Source organism: Microbacterium sp. Z12_35 (assembly GCF_058310475.1).
In genome coordinates this window covers 503,465-528,280 of the sequence record NZ_JBZEGJ010000002.1, presented here as the reverse complement: position 1 = coordinate 528,280, position 24,816 = coordinate 503,465, and the positions used below count along the sequence as shown (strand labels likewise).

Sequence of the window (24,816 nt, the reverse complement as noted above, 5' to 3'; positions counted from 1 at the left end):
GCTGCGCGGCTCTCAGCCGTGCAGCACCCGTTGATCAGACAGGATCAGGCGTTGTCGCTCACCGCGCCGCGGGCGTCGCGCGCCCGGTCGGTGACCGTCCCGGCCGCATCCGTTGCTTCGCCCTGCACGTTGGACACCGCGTCGGTCGCGGTCTCCTTGACGGCGGCCATCGCCTCCTGAGCGGGCTCCCGAAGGTGCTCCCCGGCCTCCTTGGCGACATTCGTCGCCTCATCGACGAGAGGCTGCGCCTGCTCCTTGACGGCTCCGGCGACCTGCTTCTCCTTCTCCGAGGCGGGGATGAGGGAGGCTACGACGAGGCCGACGCCGAAGGCGATCAGACCGACGGCGAGCGGGTTTCCCTCCGCCTTCGACGCCAGCCGCTGACCGGCGTCGGAGACGCCCGAAGCGGCGGACGAGCCGGCACCCTGCACCGACGAGGATGCGTCGTCGGCGGCGCCCATGATGCGCTCACGGACGGACCCGAAGGCGCCCTTGACCTTGTCGGTCTGGCGCTGGGCGATCTTGGACGGCGTCACCTTGTCGGCGAGCGCGTCGACATCGAGGCCGAGTTCCTGGCGGGTGCGGTCGATGTTGGCACGGATGGCTTCCGGTGAATCGCTCATCGGTTTTCCTCATTTCTCTTCACGGCGTCGGGGATCTGCTTGAGCGTGTCCACGGTCTGCGGCGCCCCCTTGGTCTCGTTCAATTGCTTGCGGCCGGATAGGTACAGCACCAGCGCGATCACACCCCAGATGACGGCGACGATCACGGCCGACCAGCCGAGACCGACCAGCCATCCGAGCGCCCACCACAGGGCCACGGACAGGAAGAAGATCGCCATGAGAGCCGCGTATGCGGCGCCGCCCAGCATGCCCGCGCCTTTTCCGGCCCGTTTGGCGGACTCTCGCAGCTCCACCTTGGCGAGCTCGAGCTCCTGCCGCATGAGCGTGGAAAGGTCGCCCGTCACCTCACTGAGCAGTTCGCCCAGCGAGTTCGTCGCTGCCTTCTGTTCAGAGGGTGTCTGATCGGACATCTGTGCTCCCCTCACCGGACCCGGCGCCGCGGATCTGGTCGTAGACCGGTGTCCCGACGGCCGGCGAACCGACCGGCGCGGAACTGAACTCACCGGGAACCGGCGGCACGGGCCGGACGCCGGTCGCACCGACGGTGCCCGAGGTCGACCCCGTCGTCACGGTTCCGGACGGGACCGACGATGCGTCCTTGTCGTCCGCCGCCTGCTCGGCGAGGGCCCGCGTCAGCCGGCCCGCCGCGAGTCCTGCGATGGTGGCAGCCGCGATGAAGACGCCGGGCTTGCGGCGCGCGTACGACTTCACTTCGTTCAGCAACGAGCCCGGGTCGCGGTCGCCGATCCACGTGGCTGCCCCGCTCAGACGGGAGGACACCTGCGACACGAGGTCTGCAGCAACCCCGTGCGTCTCCGACTTCTCCGCCATCGAGCCCAGCTCATCCCCGAGGGAGCGGAGGCCTTCGGCCACCCGCTGCTGCTGCACGGCGGCCTGTTCCTTCAGCTCGCTCTGGGTCTGCGAGTAGAGGTCCTTGACCTGGGTCTTCGCCTCGCGGGCCACGGAAGCAGCCTCGGTCTTGGCCGTCTCTACGACGTGGCCGGCCTGCTCCTTGGCGGTACCGGCGACCTCGCCTGCTTCGTTCTTCGCGGTCTCGACCGTGCCCGACTGAGGCTCTGAAGCCCCCGATGCACCCGCCGACCCGCTTCCATACATTTCTGACATGTCTTCCTCTCGCTGCCGATCGGGGGGACCGGACTCGGTACCGGTCTATGCGACCGCGGGCCGTTCGTGCGCCTGGGTTGACGCGAGCGGCTGGACGTGTAATGCGCGCGGGCGGGCGCAGCGCCGATCGAGAGTGAGATACGCCGCCACGCCGCCTACAGCGCCAGCTCGGCGCGGACGCCGACCGGAAGAACCAGGACCCGATCCTGGATGCGGGCGGCGGTCACGGCTGTCGCGACATCCGCCGCCCCCTCGGTGAAGTGCGCCCACCCGTCCATATGCGCGGGGATGATCACCGCCTCCGGCAGGAGGCCGGCGAGGGCCGCGACCTGCGCACTGGTGAGCGAGAGGTACGCGTCGATGCGCGCCGTGCGGGCGGCGCCGGCGAAGACGATCGCGACGTCGATGGGTCCGAGGTGATGCTCGATGTCTTCGACCACCCGCGTGGAGGCGTTGTCGCCGCTGACATACACGGTCGGAATGTCCTCGGCAGTGAGGATGAAGCCGATCACGGGACCCGACGAGTCCTCGGTGCCGTCGGGTCCGTGGTGGGCCGGGACCGCTGTGACGATGACGGGGGGAAGTCCCTCTCGGGCGAGCTCGGTGTGGTGCCACGGCGTCAGGGCGTCCATGTGGACTCCGGACAGTCGCTCGGACGCGGCATGTGTCGACACGACGACCGGGATGCCGGGGAGGAGCGCGCGTCCGGCCTCATCGAGGTTGTCGGCGTGCTGGTCGTGCGAGAGGAGCACTGCGTCGATGGGACCGAGGCTGTCGGCGGGGAACGCGGGACCGGCGAGTTTCGTGAGGGTCCGGGTGCCGGACGGCTGGGGTCCGGGCGGGCTGAAAGTGGGGTCGGTCAACAGGCGCAGACCACCCACTTCGATCAGCACGGTCGGACCACCGACGACGGTCACCGCGACGGGGTGGTTCCTGCGCATGTGCCGATCCTGGCCCTCCGCAGCGGTCCTGTCACGTGCGTCGCGCACGCGATCGGGACGCGACCTCCAGGATGGCGTCGGCGAACGGGCCGGGTGCCTCCTGCGGGACGTTGTGGCCGATCCCGGGAAGCGCGCGGTGCGTGTACGACCCGGTGAACCGGTCCGCGTACGCCCGCCCGTCGGCGGCGGGGCCGTCGAAATCACTGCTGATCGTGATCGTCGGCACGTCGATCGTCGGGCGCTGCGCGAGCCGCTGCTCGAGATCGTCGTATTGCGGCTCCCCGCCCGCGAGGCTGAGACGCCAGCGGTAATTGTGGATGACGATCTCCACGTGGTCGGGATTATCGAAAGAGGGCGCCGAACGCTCGAACGTCGCGTCGTCGAAACGCCACAGCGGAGACGCCTGCTGCCAGATCAGTCTGTTGAACGCGCGCCTGTTCTGGTCGTAACCGCGCCGACCGCGCTCGGTGGCGAAGTAGTACTGGTACCACCATCCCAGCTCCGCCGCCGGTGGAAGAGGCAGGCGGTTGGCCTCCAGATTCACGACGATGTAGCCGCTCACCGCGACGAGCCCGGCGCACCGTTCCGGCCAGAGCGCCGCAAGGATGACGGCCGTGCGAGCCCCCCAGTCGAACCCGCCGACCACGGCCCGTTCGATCCCGAGCGCATCCAGCAGGCTCACCGCGTCCAACGCCACCGCCGACTGCTGGCCGTTGCGTACGGTCTCGTCACTCAGGAAGGACGTGCCCCCGAAGCCGCGCAGAGAAGGAATGATCACGCGATGACCGGCTGCCACGAGACGGGGCGCGACCTCCTCGAAGCTGTGGATGTCATACGGCCATCCGTGCAGCAGGAGCACCGCAGGGCCGGCCTTCGGCCCGAGGTCGATGTACTCGGTTCGGAGCGGGCCTGCATCGACCGAACGTAACGGTCCGAATTCGACGGACATGTCGACTCCCCTGGTGAGCGGGCCCGAACCCGATCGGGCACCGAGAAGGCCACTGTGCCGTGCGCCGTACCGCGCCGGCGTCGGTGGAATCGCCCATCGTGGGCGGGTTCGGCTCGCCGGTTGAGGAGAACCCCTCAACCCGCGCCCGAGCGTTGACACGGCCCGGGCGAGAGCGGACATTCGATCAGGGAGGTTCACCATGTCCGTGCGCTCGCTCGTCCACCGGCTCTCCGGAAACGACCCGGAGTTGCCCGACGAGGGCCGTCTCGGGCGGTTCGACCGCGGTACCGGATGGCTCAATTCCGCCCCGCTGACACCCGAGGATCTGCGCGGACGCGTCGTCGTCGTGGACTTCTGGACGTACACCTGCGTGAACTGGCTGAGGACCCTCCCCTATCTCCGCGCCTGGGACGACACCTACCGGGATGCGGGACTCACGATCGTGGGCGTGCACACACCCGAGTTCGGCTTCGAGCGAGATCCCCGCAACGTGGCCGAGGCTTGCCGACAGCTCGGCGTCGAGTACCCGGTTCTTCTGGATGCGCACTATGGCGTGTGGGAGGAGTTCGCGAACCACTACTGGCCCGCCGTCTACATCGCCGACGGACGTGGCCGCGTCCGCTACCACCACTTCGGTGAGGGCGAGTACGCCGCCACCGAGATGGTGATCCAGCGACTGCTCGCCGACCAGGGTGCGGAGGTGGGCATGGACCTGGTGAGCGTCGAGCCTGAAGGACTCGAACTCGGGGCTGACTGGCGAACCCTGAGGTCTCCTGAGACCTATCTCGGATACGACCGGAGTGCGGAGTTCTTTCCCGACAGACTGGGCGCCATCGACCAGCGCTCCGCCTACCGGATCGACGACGACATGCCCCTGAACAGCTGGGGGCTGGACGGGGAATGGACCGTCTCATCCGACTCCGTCCGGCTCGAGGGCACGACCGGCCGCATCGCCCTCCGCTTCCATGCCCGCGACGTCAACCTCGTCATGCGGAACACCGGCGCGACGGCGATCCCCTTCCGTGTCTTGATCGACGGCGAGCCGGTGGGTGCGGCGGCCGGCTCCGATGTCGACGCCGACGCCGACGGTCGAGGCGAGTTGGCACGCCCGGGGACCTATCAGCTGGTGCGACAGCCCGGCCCGATCACCGACCGCACCGTCGAGATAGAGTTCGCCGCCGCCGGCGCGGAGGGGTACTGCTTCACGTTCGGATGACCCGCCGAGGCGAACGCATCGACAGAACCATTGTGGCGGGGCAGGAGGTGCATTACTGTCCGGTCACGTGGGGCTTCCCGACCCCGTGGATCGAGCGGATCGATGACAACAACCGACAGCTCCGACGGCGCCAGCCGCGTGACCTTCGCCGGGGGCGTGCTCGACACCTACCGCCACGTCTGTGCGTTCATCAACTCCCAGGACGAGGAGACCGTCGTCCTGGATCCGTTCGTGCGGCAGGGGATCGCGGCGGGTGATCGACTGCTCTTCCTCGTCGACACTGCCCGGTCCGCTGCACCGGTAAATCGCCTCCGGCACCTCGGGTTCGACACCGCGGCGCTGCTCGAACGGCACCAGTGCGAGGTGCGCACCTGGGACGACACCTACCTCCGTGGCGGGACGTTCGACCAGCAGTCGATGCTGACCCTCCTCGACCGGCTTCTCGGCCGGGCGACGCCGTCCCTCGTCCGCATGTGGGCGGACATGGGGTGGGCGGTCGGCCGTCCGGACATCGCGGACAGCCTCATCGAGTTCGAGGCGAGAGCGAACTTCATCCATGCCCGTCACCGCAACGTCGTGATCTGCACCTACGACACCGCCAAGTTCGACGGCGCCTTCATCATCGACATCCTTCGTACCCACCCGATGGTTCTGTTGGGTGGTCTCCTGCAGGAAAACCCCTACTTCGTGCCGCCGTCGGAGTTCCTGGAGGAGCGAGGCGTATCCGCTGGCCACTGAGGAGGATCCGCTGCGATGAGCACCGCGCCGAGTCCAGGACGTTCCTCCGCGCCTGATGCGGAGGCGGGCGGCGTGGATTCGCGACGGTGGCTGCGCGACATGGGGGCGCTTCTCGCTCTTCCGGCGATGTGGGTGGACCAGCGTCCGAGCGAGATCGCGACCGGACTCCTGAGCGTTCTCACCGGGATGCTGCAGCTCCGCGCCGCGTACGTGCGCTTCGGCGGGACGTCCGCGAGCCGGCCGATCGAAACGTGGCTGCCTGCCGGCCCCGACCTGGCGCCCGAGCTCGTCATCGCTCGCGACGCGGGGATGCTCGCAGAACCGGGGATCGTGACGACGGATGTCGACGTGCCCGGGGGCGGGCTGCGGGTGACCTGCATCCCCCTCACCCTGCCCTGGGAGACAGCGGTCGTTCTCGCCGCTGCGGACCGGCGGGACTTTCCGACACCTCTGGAGACCTACCTGCTGCGAGTCGCCGTGGGGCAGGCGGTGATCGCCTTTCACACCGCCCACCGCCTGGCCGCCGAACAGCAGGCCCGCATCGCCGCCGAGACGGCCCTCGCCCGGCGCGAGGCCCTCATCCGCTCACTCGTGGATGACATGGAACCGTCGCTCACCTCTGTCGCGCGTCGGCTGCGGGAGTCGGTGCACGCCCTCTCCGCCGCGGAAGCAGACGTGCGGCCGCCTGTTCTGCGCCCCACCGCGCGGACCACTCCCGACCCACCCCATGTTTCCGATGGCTCCTCCCCCGCGACGGCCGGTCTGAGCCGACGGGAGGCCGAAGTGCTGGGTCTGCTCGCACAGGGGCTCAGCAACAAAGAGATCGCGGGCGTGCTGTGGCTGAGCGACCGCACCGTGGAACGGCACATCACCAGCCTGTACCGCAAGATCGGCGTCGCGCGCCGCAGCGAGGCGACCGCCTTCGCGCTGGGTCACGCGCCCGGCCGGTCGCCTGACGTCCGCTCGTGAGTTGAGGGGTTCTCCCCAACGCCGCCCGACGGCGCCGGCAAGTTGCGGACTCCCTCGGACGCCCCATCCGCCCACGAGCGGGAGCGTGGGTACCGGTGTCGTCCACGACATCGAAGCATCCCCGAGAGGAACCATCATGACCACCACCCAGCCCGAGCGCCTCACCACCTCCGCCGACGGCGACTCGGCCATCCGCCCCTTCCGCGTCGACATCCCCCGGCGTGAGCTGCACGACCTGCACCGCCGCGTGCGCGACACGCGGTGGCCCGAGCGCGAGAACGTGGGCGACGCCTCCCAGGGGGTTCAGCTCCACGTCATGAAGGCCCTCGCGGAGTACTGGGCGGACGAGCACGATTGGCGAGCCGTGGAAACGCGCCTCAACGCCCTCCCCCAGTTCGTGACCACGATCGACGGACTGGACATCCACTTCATCCACGTGACGTCGCGTCATCCCGACGCATTGCCGTTGATCGTCACTCACGGGTGGCCGGGCTCCATCATCGAGCAGCTGAAGATCATCGGCCCGCTGACCGACCCGGTCGCCTTCGGCGGGGATGCCGCGGATGCCTTCGATGTCGTCATCCCCTCGCTTCCGGGGCACGGGTTCTCCGGTAAGCCGGCTGAGACAGGATGGGACCCCATCCGGATCGCACATGCATGGGTCGAACTGATGGGTCGGCTCGGATACGACCGGTACGTCGCGCAGGGCGGCGATTGGGGAAACGCGGTGACCGAGCAGATGGCGCTGCTGGAGCCGGCGGGTCTGATCGGCATCCACACCAACATGCCCGCGACGGTCCCCTCCGACATCGCGGCAGCGCTGGGGAACGGCGCCGAACCGCCCGCGAACCTCTCAGAGGAAGAACGCGGTGCGTGGGATCAGCTCGCATTCTTCTACGCGCACGGTCTCGGCTACGCGCAGGAGATGGCCAACCGTCCCCAGACGCTGTATGCCCTCGCCGACTCGCCCGTCGGACTGGCCGCGTGGATGCTGGATCACGATGCGCGCAGCTACAGCCTGATCGCGCGCGCGTTCGCCGACGCGACCACGGGGCTCACCCGGGACGACATCCTCGACAACATCTCGCTGTACTGGCTGACCAACACCGCCGTCTCCTCGGCTCGGCTGTACTGGGAGAGCAAGCTGGCCTTCTTCGCACCGAAGGGCGTGACGATCCCGGTGGCCGTCAGCGTGTTCCCCGACGAGATCTACGCGGCACCGCGCAGCTGGACCGAGGCCGCGTACCCGAACCTCATCCACTTCCGTCGCCTTGATGAGGGCGGCCACTTCGCCGCGTGGGAGCAGCCCGCCGTGTTCGCACAAGAGATGCGGGATTCGTTCCGATCGCTCCGGTGAACGCGGGGCATGTCAGGCGGTGGCCCCGGGACGCAGTCTCTTCACAGCCTGCTGGAGGTCCGCGACGATGCTCGACGGGGGCGTCATGGGTCCGCGCCCGCCCCACGAGTCAGGCATCGCCCGCTCCCCGACCTCACGGCGGCCGATGACGAACCAGATGCCTCTCGCGGGGCTGTCGGACCGGTTGACGTAGGCGTGCGGGCGAGCGGAGTCGAAGCAGAAGGAGTCACCCGGCTTGAGGTCGTACGACTCGAAGTCGACCCGGAGCGTCAGCCGGCCTTCGAGGAGGATCCCGTACTCCACTCCCCCGTGACGCATCATCTTGCCTTCGACGGAAGACGAGGCGCGCTCCGGGTAGGTGACCAGGAGAGGATCCGCCAGCGTGCTGCCGCCCGCCGCCAGACGCTCCCAGGTCACACCGTTCTCCATCTCGAGCGCCGGGTTGTCTTCCCGCCGCTGCACGACCCCGTCCGTGAGTCGATCTGCGGAATCCTGGGTCGTCGTCGACGTCCACGAGGACGTGAAGGGAGGGTGCGCATCATGCTCGGGATCGCGGAGAAGGCCATCCAGGGAGAGCCCCAGGTAGTTCACCAGTGCGTACAGGGTGCTGACGGAGGGGAGGGTCTTGCCCGTCTCCACCTGCGAAAGCAGGCTTGGCGACACACCCACCGACGTTGCGACGTCGCGAAGACTGAGGCGGCGCGACTCCCGTGCCCGCCGCAACTCCCCGCCCAGATTCAGCAGCATGTCAATACCCTTCCTCGCGCGCGCATTCAGTGCAGGTGAACACCGCACTTACGCTCATGATAGGGTCCCGCGGCGATGGTTGGCCTGCCTCGGCCACTTATCCCGGTAAGTCCGGCCCCTACCCCGGTGGGGGCCGGCTACCCGGCACGTACAGTGACGCTGTAACGTCGACGTCAGCGAACGTGAGTTCCACCAGCGAACGTTCCGTCGACCCGAGGAGGGGTTCCGCGCATGAGTTCACCACGAATCGCCGTCGTCGGCACGGGGGCCAACGGTGCCTCCATCGGAGCCGATCTCGTCCGCGCCGGACATGACGTGACCTTCATCGAACAGTGGCCGGCCCACGTCGAGGCGATGCGCAGCGCAGGACTGACCGTCCACCTGCCGGGGCGGATCCAGACGACACAGGTGGAGGTCTTCCACTTCTGCCAGGTGGCCGAACTGCGTCAGCCGTTCGACATCGTGTTCATCTCCGTCAAGACGTACGACACCCGGTGGGTCACCGAACTCATCAAGCCCCTGCTGCACGAGCGCACCATGGTCGTGGGCCTGCAGAACGGCATGACGATCGACGATGTCGCCTCTCTCGTCGGAGAGGAGCGCACCGTCGGAGCGGTGCTGGGCATCGCCGCCAACATGTTCGAACCGGGGGTCGTCGAGCGCCAGATACCGCCCGAGGGCACCTGGTTCACCGTCGGCACGATGTCCGGCGCAATGACGGACGAGGTGCAGCTCGTCGCCGAGGTGCTACGCAGCTCCGGCACCGTGGAGCTGAGCGACGACATCCGCTCATCCAAGTGGATGAAGCTCATCGCCAACATCCCCGAGATGCTCCCATCGGCCATCCTGAATCTGCCGCTGCTCGCTGCAGTCGAGATCGACGGTGTCCGAGCGGTCATGGATGCCGCGTCCCGGGAGGCCTATGCGTTGGCCGTCGACCAGGGAATCGCGATGCGTCCGATCTTCGGAAAGCGCGAATCCGATGTTCCCGCATCTGATCAGTACGCCCTCGACCTCCTGGACGCCGTGCTGGAGTCGTACTCCCTGCCGGACACACGAGTCGCGGTGCTCCAGGACTGGCAGAAGGGCCGGCGCGCGGAGCTCGACGCCTTCAGCGGGTACATCGTCGACCAGCGGAGGCGGGTCGGTGGTGACGCACCCATCAATGCCGGCATCCTGGAGATCGCCGAACGCATCCAGCGCGGGGATCTCGAGCCGCACCCGCGCAACGCCGCGCTCCTGACCGCCCTCCTGACGGAGTCGCACTTCGCCGGCCAGCGGCACTGACCAGAGACCGCCCCTAGTGTGCGGTGATGGCTGTCGTGGTGCAGCCGGCGCGGATACCGAGCCGGATTTTCGCTCACCGAACGTCGCATCATCGCTCTGCGGTTCACTCGCCAGTGGGGTCCTATCGGCGCGCCCATTTCGAGGCGGTCGACGGTGATCGAGGCGAGCCTGCGTCGGCCTCTGGCGTAAGCGGAACGTTCGCGTGTGTCCTCAGCTACCCGCAGCGTCGACGTTGACCACGAGAAACCGCTGCAATGCGTCTGCTATCCGCGTCCCGCCGGCATCCTCCGTTCGGCGTTGCCCGAAAAGCAACCCGAAGAGAATGCCGGTGAGGAAGTCGATGAGATCTAATGCGGCTCCGTCGGCGTCGCTTCCGCCCAGCGCGACGAGCAGCTCTGCGGCCAGCTCTCGGGAGAAGAGGCAACCCGCCAACTGCGCGCGCAACTCGGGATCGCCTTCGACCTCCGGCAGCAGCGAGAACACCGCGAGGGCGTCATCGCGGCGAGGGCCTGCGAGCAAGAGAAGTTGGTCCGCCATGAGAGTCGCAGCCGTCCGCGGAGTGATCGTCACGGATACAGGTGACTCGTCGAACGCAGCGCGCGAGTGCTCCCTTATGCGACCGATCGTCGCAACGACGAGGTCGTGACGGGTGCGGAAGTAGTACGACGTGGACCCCATCGCGAGGCCGGCCGCCCTGTCGACGGCGTGGTGGGAGAGTGCGCGCGCACCCCCCTTGGCGAGCACAGCGATCGCATGATCGGTGATCAACGGACGTCGGTCCCCGGGTCTGGCCATCTGACTCCTCCTCATTACTCTATGGCTATAGAGTAATGAGTATGAGATTGGGGATTCACCGGCACACCCCGAACGAACCAAACAAGATCGCAAGCGCGAGCAGTGGCCCCTTTCGTGCGGCTCTTGGGGACTCAGCGATCACGTTCGATAACGCGCAGATCGCCGCCATCGACGCGCTCAGCACGCCGGCGCGCCACGGCTACTACCTGTGGGGTGACGTGGGTCGGGGCAAGAGCCTGATCAGCGAGACCTACTTCGCCGCCATCCCCACAGACCGTAAGCGCCGCTTTCACTTCCACGACTTCTTCCGTGACCTCCAGGCCCAGATCACCCGCGAGCGTGAGCCTCTCGAGAGATCGTTGCGGCAACTCCTGGGGAACGCCCGTGCAGTGTTCTTCGACGAGTTCCACGTTCACGACGTCGCAGACGGCGTCTACCTGTCTGCCACTCTCAAGAGTGTGCTCGATGACGGCATACTCGTCCTCGCGACATCGAACTACGCGCCCGAGGATCTCATGCCTAACCCGCTCTACCACGAGCGATTCCGGCCCGCGATCAACATCATTCGCACCGAGCTCGACGTCGTACACCTCGGCGAAGGCCAGGACTATCGCCTGAAACACGCGGCGGCGACTCAAGGCTTCGGCACGGGAACGTGGCGCACACGAACGCCTGCTGCGAAGGACACCCCTGCCATCGAGCTCAACGCTGCCGGCCACATCATCAGAGCTCGCGGCGTTGAGGACGACACCGCCGTCTTCACCTTCAGCGACCTCTGCGCGCAACCCCTCGGAGTCGCCCAATACCTCTGGCTGGCACAGCAATTTCGCGCAATCACGCTGATATCCGTACCCGATCTGGCAAGTGTCGACAGGGACCCACTCGCCCGATTCGCCAACCTCATCGACGTCCTCTACGACCGAGACATCCCACTGCACGTCTCCGCGGCTGGCGAACGGAGCCGCATTTTGGAAGCGTCCGAACCGCCCCGAGACGCGAAACGAATCGCCAGCAGACTCTCCACCCTCACACCCGCTGAGGCGTGTCCTCTCGTTCGTAACGTCTCGGGGAATTACACCTAGGGCGCCAGCAGATCCTGCAGGTTGCCCGGGCTCGCCGCGCGGGTGCCATTCTCGATCTCGTGGGCGAGCTGCACCACCCGCGCATTGCACGGCGCCTGGCTCCCGCGTCGGGCGAGCTCCGACACGACGAGGCCGTTGATCTGTTCGACCTCGCTGCGACGTCCCTTCATCCAGTCCTGGAGAACCGTCGTCCGAGTCGTGGGGAGGGTGTACTCCTCCAGCACCGTATCGAGAAGGCGAACCGCGTAGTCGTACGGGTCGTCGATGTCCGCACCGGTCAATCCGAAGATCGGCACGATCTGGCTGCCGGCGGCGAGACACGCGTCGACTGCCTCCTGGCCCGCGCGGATCATGAAGTCCCGCATCCCGGGCAACCCGACCGCCTCGCCCAGCGGAAGCCCGAGGATGGCAGAGGGAACGAGCTCCGCCGCGTTTGCGACGAGCTTCATCCACTTGGAGGAGCGGATGTCCCGGGAGATCTCCACGGTTCCCGCCGCGCGCAGCACGGATGCCACCTCCTGCTCACGCGCGCCGGCCACGGGAGTGAGCGCTCCCAGCGCGAACCACGACCTCTCCGGAGGGCTCTGCCGTTCGACGACCCCGGGGGCGAACATGTTGGATGACACCTCGATGACCGCACCCATCGTGCGATCCGCCCCCACGATGTCCGCCATGTCGTCGACGCTCATGCCGTTCTGAAGCCCGACCACGATGCCGTCGGCCGCGACGAGGGGCGCGATCAATTCGCACGCCCATCGCGTGTCGTAGGCCTTGACGAGGACGAAGACGACATCGAACTGTTCGCGCCGCTCGGCCACCTCGCAGAGGTGGATCGCGTCGACTCGCGTGACCTCCGCCCGCCCGGGCATCTCCACCCGGACGCCGAGTTGCCGCATGGCTTCGACGTGGGCGGGCCACTGCTCGATGAAAGTGACATCGTGTCCCGCCCGCACGAGGTCTGCTCCGATCCCCGCACCGTTGGCGCCGGCACCCAGAACCGCGATCCGGAGGCCGCCCACGGCGGCCTCAGGCACGGGCGGCCGTACGCCGACGCCGCTGCGAGCGGGCGACGGCATACAGGATCGCAGCGGCGAGGATGAGCACGCCCTGCAGGATGTACTGCCACATCTGGTCGAGCCGGAGGAAGACGGTCGCGTTCAGGACCTGCACGAGCAGAATCGACCCGAGCAGCGTCCCCACGAAGCTTCCGCGTCCTCCCAGCAGACTCGTTCCTCCGAGGACCACGGCCGTCACGCTGGACAGCGTGTACGCCACGCCCTGCGCGGGATCGCCGATGCCGATCTGCGTCATGAGCATCACGGCCCCGAGGAACGTGAGGCCGGACGTGGCGACGTAGGCGAGGACGACGGTGCGGTTGACCTCGACTCCGACGCGACGGGCGGATTCTTCGTCCGACCCCACCGCGCGCAGCCGCCACCCCCAGCGTGTCCGCTTGAGTGCGTACTCCAACGCGATGACCACCAGCACGAGGACGAGGAACGCCACCGGGATCGGGCCGATCTTCGTCGTGATGATCTGCGAGACGTCGGCGTTGATGTATCCCCCCGCGGTGGGGCGCAACACGAAGCTCATCCCCTGCAGCGCGATGTACATCGTCAGCGTTGCGGCGATCGCCGTGAACTTGAGGTAGCGAATCAGCGTCCCGTTGATCAGCCCGATGAGCAGCGACGTCCCCAGCATGGCGGCGAACCCGAGAAGGATGGCCGCGGTCGAGGACTCTTCCAGGATGAAGAACGATCCGATCACCACGAGGAAGCCGACCAGCGGGCCGACGGAGAGGTCGATCCCCCCCGTGAGCAAGGCGATGGTCTGGCCGAGAGCGATGAACCCCGCTGCGGCGACCAGCAGCAGCATGGAGGAGATGTTGAACTCGCCGAGGTAACGATCGTTCTGGGCGAAGATGAAGGCACCCAGGGCAATGATCACCAGGGCGAGGAGGAGCGGCGGGGAGTAGTCGCCCTGAAGGAAGCGTCGCAGCCGTCCGCTGAGGGCGGCCTTGCGCTCGTCCCGCTGAACGTGCGACTCCGGATCAGCATTGACCGTCCGCGTCGTCGAGGTGACGGCCGCATGAATCATGCGCTCTTCCGCTACCTCGCCGCCCGTCAGTGTCTCGACGATGTGTCCCCGCGACATGACGACGACCCGGTCGCACAGACCCTCGAGCTCTTTCGCGTCGGAGGAGACGACGATCACCGGGATGCCGCGCGCTGAGACATCTCGCAAGATCTGGTAGATCTCCGCGCGAGCGCCGACATCCACCCCCTGCGTGGGTTCATCAGCGAGGACGAGCGTGGGTTCCGAAAGGAGTGCCCTCGCCACCATCACCTTCTGCTGGTTGCCGCCCGAGAGTGCCGAGACGGGAGCTTCGAGGGAGGGCGCCTTCACCGCGAGTGACGTGAGCGTTTCACTCACCATCCCCAACTCACGCTTGCGGTTGAGGAGCCGTCCCGTGCGGAACCGGGTGAGAGCGGCCACTGCAGCGTTCTCCCGGACGCTGAACCGCATCATGAGTCCCTCGGAAAGCCGGTCGGCGGGGAGGTACGCGGCGTCGCGTACGAGATCCTTGGACGTCAACTGCGTGCCGTTGATCGTGACGGACCCGTCGAAAGGGGTCAAGCCCGCGAGGGAACGCACGAAGTCGCTCTGACCGTTCCCCACGACTCCGGCGATCCCGATGATCTCGCCGCGCTGCGCGGAGATGGAGACGTCGCTGAAGCCGGGACCGCTCAGCCCGCTGATGACGAGGTTCGGCGCTTCCCCGGCGGTCGATGGGTGCTTCGGGGGGAACGTGGACTCGAGTTCGCGCCCGACGATGAGCGAGAGAAGCTCCTGGTCCGAGATGTCCTTCACGTCCGCCGCGCCACGAAGGCGACCGTCTCGAAGCACGGTCACCCGGTCGGCGATCTCGCGGACCTCCGCGAGACGGTGGGTGATGTAGACGACCGAGGTACCCCCGGCGACATACTCCCGCACGAGGGCGAACAGCATGTCGACCGCCTGCTGGCCGAGGGGAGCCGTCGGCTCGTCGAGGACGAGCAGAGCAGGCTTCACGGCCAGCGCCTTCGCGATCTCCAGGAGGTGCTTCTGCGCCACCGAGAGGCCCTCGACCCTGTCCGAGAGGTGCACGCGCAGGTCCACCTTCGCCAGCAAGGCCCGCGCCGTGTCCTCCTTGGACGCTCCGGCCTCGAAGACCGAGGTGGGCAGAGCCACCAGGAGGTTCTCGTACACCGTCATGTCCGGAAGCACTGCCGGGTGCTGGTGCACGAAGCTGATGCCCAGGCGTGACGCATCCCGCGGGTCGATGCCGTCGATCGACTCACCGCGGAAGACCATCGACCCCGCGTCCGGTTTGAGGGTGCCGGTCGCGACGTTCATCAGCGTCGACTTCCCCGCACCGTTCTCTCCCAGAAGAGCGTGCACCTCGCCGGGACGCACCTCGAGGGAGACGTCGGTCAACGCGTTGACGTTGCCGAACCTCTTGGTGATGCCCGACATGACCAGCGTCGCGACGGTCGACGGCGCCTGGGTGGTCTCTATGTTCACGTGAGGGACCTCATTCTGGGATCGAATTCGTAACTGGTCCGGTCTCCCGGACCCGCGAGGCGAGCCGGGAGACCGGACAAGGGAGTACCGACGCTCTACTCGAGCAGCGCGGCCTGCTCCTCGGGGTCCATCTCCGCAGAGTTGTACACGTCACCGGGGAGGTCGTCGCGGCAGGTCACCGCGTTGGGCGTGCCACTGACGGAGTCCTCGAAGACGGGCGCGGCGAAGGTGGTCTCCTCCGGGATGACACCGCCGGTCGCCCGTGCGACAGCGTGCTGCACGGCCAGTCGGACATTGTCGTTTCCGGTGGCGACGGTGAACAGCTTGAAGTCCGGGTTCGTCGCGACCTTCTCGTCATGGAAACAGGCCAGAACGTTGCCATCCGACGTGGCGAGGGCGGGGATCGAACGCCCGCTCTTTTCGAACTCGGGCAAGGCTCCCACCAAAGAGGGTCCGAAGTCCGAGATGATCACGTCGATCTGGTCGTACTTCGCGATGGCGGCAGTCAGCACCTGCTGCGTCAGGGCGGGGTCCCAGTTGGTCACCTCGAAGGGCTGCTCGCCGACGTATTCGTACTTCTCGTCGGTGAGGACCGATTCCAGGCCCTCACGCTCTTCCGCGCCCTGGCTGCTACCGGCCGGTCCGCCCACGAAGAGGATCTTCGCGCCGTCCGGGAAGTTCTCGAGGATCCACTCGCCCCATGCGACACCGTCGGATCGGAAGTCGGCGCCGATCCAGACGTCGTAGTCCTCGCCGGCGGTGCCACCCGGGTCGGCCCGGTAGGGAACCGTCACGACACCGGCGTTGTAGGCGCTGCGCAGCGCGGGGAGCATTGCTTCCCCGGCGTCAGGGAAGACGACAAGGGCGTTGGCGCCGGACGCGACCATGCCCTGGATGTCCGAGATGGATTTCTGGGTGTCGCCCTGGCCGTCCGCGTAGAGGTACTCCACCACGCTCGGGCACTTCTCCACTTCCTCTTGACCGGCCGCCGTCGTGATGAGCCGCCAGCTGTTACCGCCGAAGCCGTCGAGAAGGCCGACAACGGCCTCGTCGGGACCGCACCACTCCGGCGCGCCCTCGAGCGACGTGCCGGGGCCGTCCGCCTCATTCGAATTCCCGGAGCCGGAGCATCCTGCCAGCGCCAGCGCGGTCATGCCTGTCGCGGCGATCGCTGCGGCGATTCTGCGGTGAATCATGTTTCCTCCATATTGCAAGCGCCAGTCTTGACGCGGGTCTTGGTGTCTCGGGAGCGCGGGTCTTTAGGTCGCCGCGGAAGTCGCCGCCCGGGTGGGCGCGAGTCGACGCCGAACAGCGCCCCAGTCGACGGTGTAGATGGCGACGCCGACGGCGAGCGCTGCGGCTTGGACGAGCGTGCGCACCGCGAAAGGCACCCCCAGCGCGAGCACGACCTGTTCCAGGAGACTGAGGAACAGTGCGGCCACCACCGTGGCGGCGGGGAAGCCGCGCCCACCCAGCAGCGACGTGCCGCCGAGGACCACGACGGCGACCGAGGTCAAGAGATAGGTGTTGCCCTGGAACGCGGTGGGCTGGTTCATGATGCCGGCGAGGAGAATTCCCGCGGTGGCGAAGAGAAGCTGTGCCCACACGTACGCCGCGCCTCGATGCGTCTTGTACCGCAATCCCGTGGTGCGCGCCGCAGCGGGGCTGGCCCCGACGGCCTCGAATCGCCTGCCGGCGACCGTCTTCTTGAGGATGATCGTGACCAGAAGGAAGACCGCGAGCGCGAAGAGGACAGAGTTCGGGATGCCGAGAGTCCGCCCGCTCCCGATGGAACTCAGGAGCCTCGTGGTCGTACGCGGGATGCCGCCGGAGATGCCGAGGACCGCACCGAAGAGCAGCGCATTCGTCCCGAGCGTGGCGATGATCGGGTTCAGGCCCAGCCGTCCCACCATGAATCCGTTGAGCAGGCCTGCTCCGAGGGCCCACGCGTAGATCACCAGCACGGCCGGAAGGAGGAGGGCGTCATTTTCGTTCGGCATGTGCGTGGCCAGAACGACGGCGAGTGAGACGGCACCAGGAACGGAGAGATCGATGCCGGCCTGCTGAATCACCAGCATCTGCCCGAGGCCGATGATCGCCAGCACCGACGCGAACGGGAGCATGCCGAGAAGCGCTCCCTGAGACATGCTGCTCGGGGCGAAAAGGAACGCCAGCACGATGAGCACAATGGTCGAGATCGAGACGGTCAGGAAACCCTTGGAGACACCGAAACCTGCGCTCGGCGATCTGCGCGGCGTGGAGTCCACGGTCATGCTTCCCCTTTGAATGCGTTCAATTGGCCAGCACAGGCCGACGACAGTGTTGAGTCACACTGTAACCGCTGAATTTCGACCTCACAACTGAGGCGCTCCTACCCTGCCGATCCGCGGGCCATCGCGGGACCCGGAGAAGACTCGCCCCGCGACTAGTGTTTACTTCAGCTGAACGCTATTTCTTCAGGAGGAGCCGTCATGGTCAATGGGAACCCGCGTCGCGCATTGGTCGTCGGTGCGTCCGGCATTACGGGGCAGACCGTCGCGCGGCAGCTCACCGACGCGGGCTGGCAGGTCTCCGGCCTCGCACGCCGTGCGAGTCGCCTCCCCGCCTACGTCGATGCGGTGGAAGCGGACCTTCTCGACGCCGAGCAGACGAGGGCGGCGCTCGCGGGTGTTCGGCCCGAGATCGTCATCGTCACCGCGTGGATCCGCCGGGACACCGAGGCCGAGAACATCGAGGTCAACTCACGCACCTTGCGCAATCTCTTCGCCGCTCTCGAACCGGACGGAGGCGTTCGCCACGTCGCCCTTGTCACCGGGCTGAAGCACTACCTCGGCCCGTTCGAGGACTACGCCACGGGCGTCAGGGCGGAGACGCCGTTCAAGGAATCCGAACCGCGCCTGCCCAGCCCCAACTTCTATTACGCCCAGGAGGACGAGCTTTTCGCCGCCTCGGAACGAATGGGTTTCACCTGGAGCGTGCACAGGGCGCACACGATCTTCGGGTTCGCCGTGGACAACGCGATGAACATGGCGCTCACCCTCTCGGTCTACGCGACGATCTGCAAGGAGCTCGGTCGCCCCTTCGTCTTCCCCGGGTCGCAGCAGCAGTGGAACTTCCTCGCCGATGTCACGGACGCCGACCTTCTCGGGGAACAGCTGATGTGGGCGTCCACGCATCCGGCTGGCGAGAACGAGCCGTTCAACATCGTCAACGGCGACCAGTTCCGGTGGCGCTGGCTCTGGCCTCAGATCGCCGAGCACTTCGGCGTCGAGTGGGAAGGGCCCACCGATCAGCCGCAGACGCTCGAGGAATCGATGACCGACCTCGCGCCCGCTGTGTGGGAGCGCATCGCCGAGCGGACGGGACTGGTCGAGGCGGATGTCTCCAAGCTCGCGTCCTGGTGGCACACCGACAGCGACCTGGGCCGCGAAGTGGAGTGCGTGACCGATATGACCAAGAGCAAGGAAGCCGGGTTCCTCAACTTCCGGTCCAGCCCGAAGAGCTTCTTCGACAAAGTCGACCGCTATCGGCACGCACGCCTCATCCCCTGACGGATACCCGGCTCCTCATGCCCTGGCGTGAGGAGCCGGTATCCGTTGTCAGACCGATGCGGTGAACTCGATGTGCGCCTTGATGGTCTCCGAGGGCCGCTGCGCCGCCTCCAGGGCAGCGATCGCGTCATCGACGCCGAATCGCTGGGTCACCAGTGACGACAGGTCGATTCCCGTCTGCGCCATGAACCGCAGCGTCTCGGGCCACACGCCGGGGGATCCGATCGAACCGGTGATCGTCAGCTCCTTGGACTGGATCAGGCCGAGCTTCGCGGGAGCCTCCCGACCGACGTCGATCCCGATGTACCCGATGCGGCCCTTGAAGGCCGCGATCTCCAGAGCCTGAGCCATGACTTCCGGTCGACCGGTAGCCTCCATGACCACACTCGCGCCTCGCCCGCCGGTTTCGTCGGCAAGCACGGACTCCAGTTCCTCGGGGGCGATCGCGCGGTACGCGCCCAGTGCCAGAGCCTTCTCGCGACGGTGTGCGCTGGGCTCCACCACGATCGTGCGCCCACCGAGGGCGACCGCACCTGCCGTGACGGCGAGGCCCACAGGACCGGCACCGAGCACGACGACCGTGTCGCTGGCGTTCACGTTGCCGACGCGCATGAGGGCGTAGTAGCCCACGCTGAAGGGCTCGACGAGCGCGCCGTTCGTCCAGGAGACCGCGTCGGGCAGCTCGTGGAGCCAGGACTCCTTCGCGACGAACAGTTCGGCGGCGGCGCCGCTGATCGAGAACCCGAAGTGATCGTCCCCGATCACGCACTCCCCCACGACCCGGTCCCCCGGCGCGAAGCGGGTGACCTTCGAGCCGACTGCCGCCACCTCACCGGACCACTCGTGGCCCGGGATGATCGGATACTCGAACGGGATGATGTAGCGGCCCTCGAGCAATTCGATGTCGGAATGACAGACGCCCACGGAACGAGCCGCGACGAGCACCTCGTCCTCTCCGATTTCCGGTGTGTGCAGGTCGACGATCGACGGATCGCCGGCGGATTCGAAGCGCAATGCCTTCATGTGACTACCTTGCCTCTCAGTGTGCGCGAACCAGGACCTTGATCTGGTCCCCCGTGGGGGAGAGCAGGGTTTCGAAGCCCTGAGAGACGATGTCAGCCATGTCGATCCGCGCGCTGACGACCTTCTCGACATCCAGCCGCCCGCGCCCGATCAGGTCGATGATGCGCGGCCAGTCGGTGACCGGATAGCACCAGGTTCCGCGCAGCGTGATGTCACGCTCCGACAGCACCATCGGATCGATCGCCGCCGGCTTCGTGTGCAGTCCGGTCTGGGCGATGGTGCCGGAGGCGCGAACGGACGCCAGCGCGGTCTGCAGCGCGACCTCATTGCCCGAACATTCGATGACGGCATCGACTCCGATACCGCCGGTACGGTCCTTGAGCTCTGCGGCGACATCCGTGGAACGAGGATCCAGAAGCTCGCCCACGTCGAGCGACCGTGCGAGCTCCTGACGCTTCGGATTCACTTCCGACATGTACACGGTGGCCCCCAGCGACGCCGCGTACATCGACGCGAGCGCCCCGATCGGCCCGAGTCCCGTCACCAGCACCGTGTCGCCCGGTCGCACGCCGGCCTTGTCCACGCCGTAGGCGGCGACGGCGGTCGGCTCGACGAGAGCGCCCTGGATGTCGCTCATGGAGTCGGGCAGCTTGGCGACCTTCGACTCGTGCACCACGCACTGTTCGGCGATGCCTCCCCAGGAATCGCTGAGACCGATGCACGCCATCGAGACGCAGAGGTGGTTGAGTCCGCGCTGGCAGAAGTAACAGGTTCCGCAGAACAGCAGTGGCATGACGGATACGCGATCTCCGGCGCGTACCGAGCGGACTGCTGCACCGACCTCGAGCACTTCCCCGGAGAACTCGTGGCCGAGGATCTGGGGCGCGACCGATCCGTTGAGCCGATGCGGGCTGGTGGGGATGACGATGGGGCCGACGGCGTACTCGTGGAGATCCGTTCCGCAGATCCCGCACCAGAAAGGCTTCAGCCGCACCTCGTGCGGGCCGACGGATCCCGGTTCAGCGACATCCTCTACTCGGATGTCTTTCGCATCGTGGAAAACAGCCGCTCTCATGGCAGAACCATCTCTCTTTGTCTGATGGGGTCGTGGTCTGGATGGGGGTCGATATTCGACGGATCGAACGTCGACGGTTACAACGTGCGGGTCGGGTCGAACAGCACCTTGCCGGTGATCTTCCCGTGAGCCAGTCGGGCGATCTGGTCCGGGACCGCGTCCAGACCGTACACGGCCTCGACGAGTTCTTCCCCGAGGTTGGTCGACGCAAGGATCTCGAGGGCCGGAGCCATGTCCTGGTGGCAGACATGGGCGACGGTCGTCGCGATGGTCACCTCCTGCAGCACGAGGTGGTGGACATCGATCTCCTGCCGCGTCGCGGGCAGTCCCACGGCGAGGATGGTTCCTCCCGGCCGCACCAGATCGAGTGCGGCGGCCAACTGGCCGGACGCGCCCGTGGCTTCGATGACGATGTCCGCGCCCCGCGCGCCCACGACCTCGCGGAGGTTGGTGGGCGTCATGGCATCCACGGGGACCACCCGGGTAGCCCCGAGGCGGAGCGCGCGATCCAGGCGCTCCCCGGCGAAGTCCACCACCGTGATGTCCGCGCTGACCAGCGAGACGAGCCCGGCGAGGATGAACGTACCGATCGCTCCGGCGCCGTAGAGGACGATCCGGTCGCCCTCGTGGGGCTTGGCTTGCCGTGCCGCGTGGAGGCCCACCGCGAGTGGCTGCGCCACCCCGGCGGCGTCGAGGCTGCAGCCTTCCGGGACACGGACCAACGTCGAGACGGGTACCGCGACGTACTCGGCGAGGCCGCCGTCGATATTCAGTCCGTAGGTGGCGTAGCGATCACAGAGGTTCGTCCGCCCCTCCAGGCACCGTGGGCACTCGCCGCACGAGACACCCGCGCCGGAGGCCACACGGTCGCCGACGGCGAATCCGTCGTCGGCGCCAGCCGAAAGCTCGACGATCTCGCCGATGAATTCGTGGCCGAGGATGAGGGGACCCTGGTGGCCGCTCTGCGGGTGGGCGCGCTCGATCGGGAACAGAATCGGCCCGGCCTTCCACTCCGTCGCATCCGTTCCGCAGATGCCGCTGCGGAGGACCTTGAGCAGCGCCTGGCCCTCGCCGGCCGTCGGGATCGGACGTCGCTCGATGCGCACGTCGCCGCGACCGTGGTAGACGGCCGCCGTCATCGTTTCGTCAGTGCCGTTGGCCATGGTGACGTTCACGTTCTTCTCCAGATCTCTGCGGACGCTCAACCGGTCAGACGAGGATCATGCCGCCTTCGATGGGGATGATCTGGCCGGTGATGTAGTCGGAGTCGCTGGCTGCGAGGAAGATGCCCGTCGGGACGATGTCCTCCGGGTCTGCGGGGCGCCCGAGGATGATGCCGCTCGACATGGAGTCGAAGCCGTTCTGACCCTCACCGATCTCGTCCAGTTCTCGGTCCAGCTTCGTCCAGAGCGGCGTGGCGACCACACCGGGAGCGAAGCCGTTCACCGTGATCCGGTCGGCGGCGAGAGCGCGCGCGGAGGCCTGAGTGAGGGAGATGACAGCGGCCTTCGCGGCGCTGTAGGGCGCGAAACTCGAGAAGCCCTGACGCCCGGCGATCGAAGCGGTGTTGACGATCTTGCCGCCGCCGCCCTGGGCGATGAACTGCTTCGCGGCCTCTTGTGTCCCGATGAGGACTCCGAGCGCGTTCACCTTCATCACCAGCTCGAAATTCTCCTCGCTGATGTCCAGGAACTTCATCGGGGCGTTCATGCCCGCGTTGTTGAAGTACGCATCCAGGCGGCCGTACGCGGCCACCGCAGCGGCGATGCCGGAGCGCACGGATTCGCGATCCGTGACGTCCACGCGGGCCGCCGTCGCCTGACCGCCGGACTCGGTGATCTCCTGCGCGACCGCTTCCGCGGATGAGATGTTGAGGTCCGCGATGACGACGTTCGCTCGCTCGTGGGCAAAGCCCTTCGCAAGCGCGGCGCCGATGCCCGATGCTGCGCCGGTGACCACGATCGTGCGGCCTTCAAGCCGTCCTGTCATTGGATGCTCCTTTGATTCCTGACCAGGTCCGTCGCCATGTGGAAACCGGACCGACAGCTGTTCACTATAACTGAACTGCGCCGACATCCCGATGAGGTTCATTGAACACGCGCTCCTCGGCTCGGCAGCGTGCGGTCGGACCGCACGCGGCCGATCTCTGCTGATTTCCGGGCATCCGCAGGCCGCGGGGAGCGCACGGTCTCCGCTGCCTGACACGGTGTGGGCGGATGCGGTGGCAATAGTGTTGAGTGTGAGCGGATGAGAGTCCGCGACGCGGCTGCACAAACAGACGCGGCTGCACACAACAAAGGAGTTGCCATGACCTTCGCCATCCAGGGCGTCCACCATGTCGGCATCACCGTTCGCGACATGAAGCGGTCGTTCGAATGGTATTCACGGATGTTCGGGTTCACTCCGGGGCCGATCAATCAGGGATCCGGGCCCGAGCTGGAGCGCGGAGTGCAGGTGCCTGGAGCCGAGCTGTCGTTCTCGATGATCCGGGTCGGGAACGTCAACATCGAGTTCCTGGAGTATCACCGTCCCGCCGGCAAGGACTGGGATCGCACGAATGCAGATGTCGGCGCCTCGCACATCTGCTTCGAAGTGGACGATATCGAGGCGGCGTTCCACGACCTGAGCAGCCGCGGTGCGGTCTTCAGCGGCCCCCCGGTCACCCTGACCGAGGGGGATGTCGCCGGGTCTCGCTGGGCGTACCTGCGCGACCCCGATGGGATCCAGTTGGAGATCTGGCAGTACCCGAAGGCGTAACCCACCCCCGCTGACGGCGCACGTGCTGTCTCAACCGCGGGAGGAGTGACACCGGGCCACTCACCGCGGTCAGGTCAGCTCGTGCTGTCCGCGCGGATGGTGTGGATGATCGCGGAGAAGTCCTGGGCGCCGCCCGCCCCATCGGCGAACTCGCGATAGATCTCTCGCGCGAGCATGCCCAGCTTCGCGTCGACGCCGGTGAGGTCGATCGCCGCCTCGGCCAGCCCGAGATCTTTCGACATGAGGGCGCCGGCGAAGCCGGGCTGGTAATCACGGTTGGCCGGGCTCGTGGGCACCGGCCCCGGCACCGGACAGTTCGTCGTGAGCGCCCAGCACTGCCCCGACGCGTTGGAGGCCACGTCGAACAGCGCCTGATGCGACAGGCCGAGGCGCTCGCCGAGAACGAAGGCCTCCGCCACGGCGATCTGGGTGACACCGAGGATCATGTTGTTGCACACCTTGGCCGCCTGTCCGAGGCCGGGTCCCCCGCAGTGGACGATGCGCCGTCCCATGCGCTCCAGGAGAGGCAAGGCGGCAGCGAACGCCTCTTCCGACCCTCCGACCATGAAGGCGAGGGTCGCTCCCTCCGCGCCCACGACGCCCCCGGACACCGGAGCATCCAGGCTGCGATGTCCCGCCGCGGCGGCGAGCGCGTGCGCGGCGCGGGATTCGTCGACGGCGATCGTCGACGAATCGATGAAGAGGGTGTTCGGCCGTGCGGATGCGAGCAGACCGGGCGCATCCTCGCCGCCGGTGTACGCATCGATGACGTGACGGCCGGTGGGCAGCATCGTGACGACCACCTCGGCGTCGGCCACCGCGTCGCCGGAGGTGGCCGCCACCGCGATCCCGGCCGTCCGCGCAGCCTCCCGTGCGGCCGGGACCACGTCGAATCCGGTCACGGTGTGCCCGGCGGCGGCGAGGTTCTTCGCCATCGGCAGGCCCATGTGGCCGAGTCCGAGGAACGCGATCGTGGTCATTTCTTCTCCTTCGGTGTGGGGGTCACCTGGGTGCGGA

At 67.2% G+C, this 24,816-nt stretch carries 24 protein-coding genes; 8 read left to right on the top strand and 16 right to left on the bottom strand.

Annotation, left to right across the window (positions count from 1 at the left end; translation table 11 throughout):
- Positions 1-44: 44 nt before the first annotated feature.
- The 5 genes from AC4FS1_RS15375 to AC4FS1_RS15355 all read right to left on the bottom strand — a co-directional run bounded on the left by AC4FS1_RS15375 (position 45) and on the right by AC4FS1_RS15355 (position 3,638).
- Positions 45-623: a DUF3618 domain-containing protein gene (locus AC4FS1_RS15375; RefSeq protein ID WP_491156575.1), complete on the bottom strand. Its 579-nt coding sequence runs from the start codon at positions 621-623 to the stop codon at positions 45-47.
- The gene (locus AC4FS1_RS15370) at positions 620-1,033 is read right to left on the bottom strand and encodes a phage holin family protein (RefSeq protein ID WP_491156573.1); all 414 of its coding nucleotides are present in this window, start codon (positions 1,031-1,033) and stop codon (positions 620-622) included. The genes AC4FS1_RS15375 and AC4FS1_RS15370 overlap by 4 nt, the downstream gene beginning before the upstream one ends.
- On the bottom strand, positions 1,011-1,748 hold the full coding sequence (locus AC4FS1_RS15365) for a hypothetical protein (protein ID WP_491156572.1): 738 nt from the start codon (positions 1,746-1,748) through the stop codon (positions 1,011-1,013). Before AC4FS1_RS15365 ends, AC4FS1_RS15370 begins: the two co-directional genes overlap by 23 nt.
- Positions 1,749-1,903: 155 nt before the next feature.
- The gene (locus AC4FS1_RS15360) at positions 1,904-2,689 is read right to left on the bottom strand and encodes an MBL fold metallo-hydrolase (RefSeq protein ID WP_491156569.1); all 786 of its coding nucleotides are present in this window, start codon (positions 2,687-2,689) and stop codon (positions 1,904-1,906) included.
- Positions 2,690-2,720: 31 nt separating this feature from the next.
- On the bottom strand, positions 2,721-3,638 hold the full coding sequence (locus tag AC4FS1_RS15355) for an alpha/beta fold hydrolase (RefSeq protein ID WP_491156568.1): 918 nt from the start codon (positions 3,636-3,638) through the stop codon (positions 2,721-2,723).
- A gap of 199 nt (positions 3,639-3,837) precedes the next feature.
- Between AC4FS1_RS15355 and AC4FS1_RS15350 the strand changes: the two genes are divergently transcribed.
- The 4 genes from AC4FS1_RS15350 (at position 3,838) to AC4FS1_RS15335 (ending at position 7,918) form a co-directional block, all read left to right on the top strand.
- Entirely contained in the window at positions 3,838-4,854 is a 1,017-nt protein-coding gene (locus AC4FS1_RS15350) for a redoxin domain-containing protein (protein ID WP_491156567.1), read from the top strand.
- 102 nt (positions 4,855-4,956) lie between these two features.
- Positions 4,957-5,592 (top strand): MEDS domain-containing protein, encoded by a 636-nt coding sequence (locus tag AC4FS1_RS15345; RefSeq protein WP_491156566.1) that lies wholly within the window; start codon positions 4,957-4,959, stop codon positions 5,590-5,592.
- Between the two features lie 15 nt (positions 5,593-5,607).
- Positions 5,608-6,561: a helix-turn-helix transcriptional regulator gene (locus tag AC4FS1_RS15340; RefSeq protein ID WP_491156564.1), complete on the top strand. Its 954-nt coding sequence runs from the start codon at positions 5,608-5,610 to the stop codon at positions 6,559-6,561.
- Between the two features lie 136 nt (positions 6,562-6,697).
- On the top strand, positions 6,698-7,918 hold the full coding sequence (locus tag AC4FS1_RS15335) for an epoxide hydrolase family protein (protein ID WP_491156561.1): 1,221 nt from the start codon (positions 6,698-6,700) through the stop codon (positions 7,916-7,918).
- A 12-nt stretch (positions 7,919-7,930) separates the two neighbouring features.
- Here AC4FS1_RS15335 and AC4FS1_RS15330 read toward each other — a convergent pair whose 3' ends face one another.
- Complete coding sequence (locus AC4FS1_RS15330) at positions 7,931-8,665, bottom strand: helix-turn-helix domain-containing protein (RefSeq protein ID WP_491156560.1); 735 nt, start codon at positions 8,663-8,665, stop codon at positions 7,931-7,933.
- A gap of 231 nt (positions 8,666-8,896) precedes the next feature.
- On the opposite strand from AC4FS1_RS15330, the gene AC4FS1_RS15325 reads away from it, so the two are divergent.
- The gene (locus AC4FS1_RS15325; protein ID WP_491156558.1) at positions 8,897-9,952 is read left to right on the top strand and encodes a ketopantoate reductase family protein; all 1,056 of its coding nucleotides are present in this window, start codon (positions 8,897-8,899) and stop codon (positions 9,950-9,952) included.
- 210 nt (positions 9,953-10,162) lie between these two features.
- Here AC4FS1_RS15325 and AC4FS1_RS15320 read toward each other — a convergent pair whose 3' ends face one another.
- Entirely contained in the window at positions 10,163-10,747 is a 585-nt protein-coding gene (locus AC4FS1_RS15320; protein WP_491156557.1) for a TetR/AcrR family transcriptional regulator, read from the bottom strand.
- Between the two features lie 41 nt (positions 10,748-10,788).
- Here AC4FS1_RS15320 and zapE point away from each other — a divergent pair, with 41 nt between their 5' ends.
- Positions 10,789-11,829 (top strand): cell division protein ZapE, encoded by a 1,041-nt coding sequence (gene zapE / locus AC4FS1_RS15315; protein WP_491156555.1) that lies wholly within the window; start codon positions 10,789-10,791, stop codon positions 11,827-11,829.
- On the opposite strand, the gene AC4FS1_RS15310 is transcribed toward zapE, so the two are convergent.
- The 4 genes from AC4FS1_RS15310 to AC4FS1_RS15295 all read right to left on the bottom strand — a co-directional run bounded on the left by AC4FS1_RS15310 (position 11,826) and on the right by AC4FS1_RS15295 (position 17,666).
- Entirely contained in the window at positions 11,826-12,863 is a 1,038-nt protein-coding gene (locus tag AC4FS1_RS15310) for a ketopantoate reductase family protein (protein ID WP_491156553.1), read from the bottom strand. The two genes, zapE and AC4FS1_RS15310, sit on opposite strands and share 4 nt — an antisense overlap.
- Positions 12,856-15,393 (bottom strand): ATP-binding cassette domain-containing protein, encoded by a 2,538-nt coding sequence (locus tag AC4FS1_RS15305; protein WP_491156551.1) that lies wholly within the window; start codon positions 15,391-15,393, stop codon positions 12,856-12,858. The genes AC4FS1_RS15310 and AC4FS1_RS15305 overlap by 8 nt, the downstream gene beginning before the upstream one ends.
- Before the next feature lie 95 nt (positions 15,394-15,488).
- Positions 15,489-16,589: a substrate-binding domain-containing protein gene (locus tag AC4FS1_RS15300; RefSeq protein ID WP_491156549.1), complete on the bottom strand. Its 1,101-nt coding sequence runs from the start codon at positions 16,587-16,589 to the stop codon at positions 15,489-15,491.
- Positions 16,590-16,652: 63 nt separating this feature from the next.
- Positions 16,653-17,666 carry an ABC transporter permease gene (locus AC4FS1_RS15295; protein WP_491156547.1) on the bottom strand — a complete coding sequence of 338 codons (1,014 nt, stop codon included), beginning with the start codon at positions 17,664-17,666 and terminating at the stop codon, positions 16,653-16,655.
- Between the two features lie 198 nt (positions 17,667-17,864).
- Here AC4FS1_RS15295 and AC4FS1_RS15290 point away from each other — a divergent pair, with 198 nt between their 5' ends.
- Positions 17,865-18,944 carry an SDR family oxidoreductase gene (locus AC4FS1_RS15290; RefSeq protein ID WP_491156545.1) on the top strand — a complete coding sequence of 360 codons (1,080 nt, stop codon included), beginning with the start codon at positions 17,865-17,867 and terminating at the stop codon, positions 18,942-18,944.
- Positions 18,945-18,992: 48 nt separating this feature from the next.
- Here the strand turns inward: AC4FS1_RS15290 and AC4FS1_RS15285 are convergent, their stop codons facing one another.
- The 4 genes from AC4FS1_RS15285 to AC4FS1_RS15270 all read right to left on the bottom strand — a co-directional run bounded on the left by AC4FS1_RS15285 (position 18,993) and on the right by AC4FS1_RS15270 (position 23,031).
- On the bottom strand, positions 18,993-19,967 hold the full coding sequence (locus AC4FS1_RS15285) for a zinc-dependent alcohol dehydrogenase (RefSeq protein ID WP_491156543.1): 975 nt from the start codon (positions 19,965-19,967) through the stop codon (positions 18,993-18,995).
- A 16-nt stretch (positions 19,968-19,983) separates the two neighbouring features.
- Positions 19,984-21,042: a 2,3-butanediol dehydrogenase gene (locus AC4FS1_RS15280; protein ID WP_491156541.1), complete on the bottom strand. Its 1,059-nt coding sequence runs from the start codon at positions 21,040-21,042 to the stop codon at positions 19,984-19,986.
- Positions 21,043-21,119: 77 nt separating this feature from the next.
- On the bottom strand, positions 21,120-22,247 hold the full coding sequence (locus tag AC4FS1_RS15275) for a zinc-dependent alcohol dehydrogenase (protein ID WP_491156540.1): 1,128 nt from the start codon (positions 22,245-22,247) through the stop codon (positions 21,120-21,122).
- Between the two features lie 4 nt (positions 22,248-22,251).
- Positions 22,252-23,031, bottom strand: coding sequence for an SDR family NAD(P)-dependent oxidoreductase (locus AC4FS1_RS15270; RefSeq protein WP_491156538.1), 780 nt, complete (start codon positions 23,029-23,031; stop codon positions 22,252-22,254).
- Between the two features lie 318 nt (positions 23,032-23,349).
- Between AC4FS1_RS15270 and AC4FS1_RS15265 the strand changes: the two genes are divergently transcribed.
- Positions 23,350-23,799, top strand: coding sequence for a VOC family protein (locus AC4FS1_RS15265; protein ID WP_491156537.1), 450 nt, complete (start codon positions 23,350-23,352; stop codon positions 23,797-23,799).
- A 74-nt stretch (positions 23,800-23,873) separates the two neighbouring features.
- Here AC4FS1_RS15265 and mmsB read toward each other — a convergent pair whose 3' ends face one another.
- Positions 23,874-24,779 (bottom strand): 3-hydroxyisobutyrate dehydrogenase, encoded by a 906-nt coding sequence (gene mmsB, locus AC4FS1_RS15260; RefSeq protein ID WP_491156535.1) that lies wholly within the window; start codon positions 24,777-24,779, stop codon positions 23,874-23,876.
- Positions 24,780-24,816: the final 37 nt, after the last annotated feature.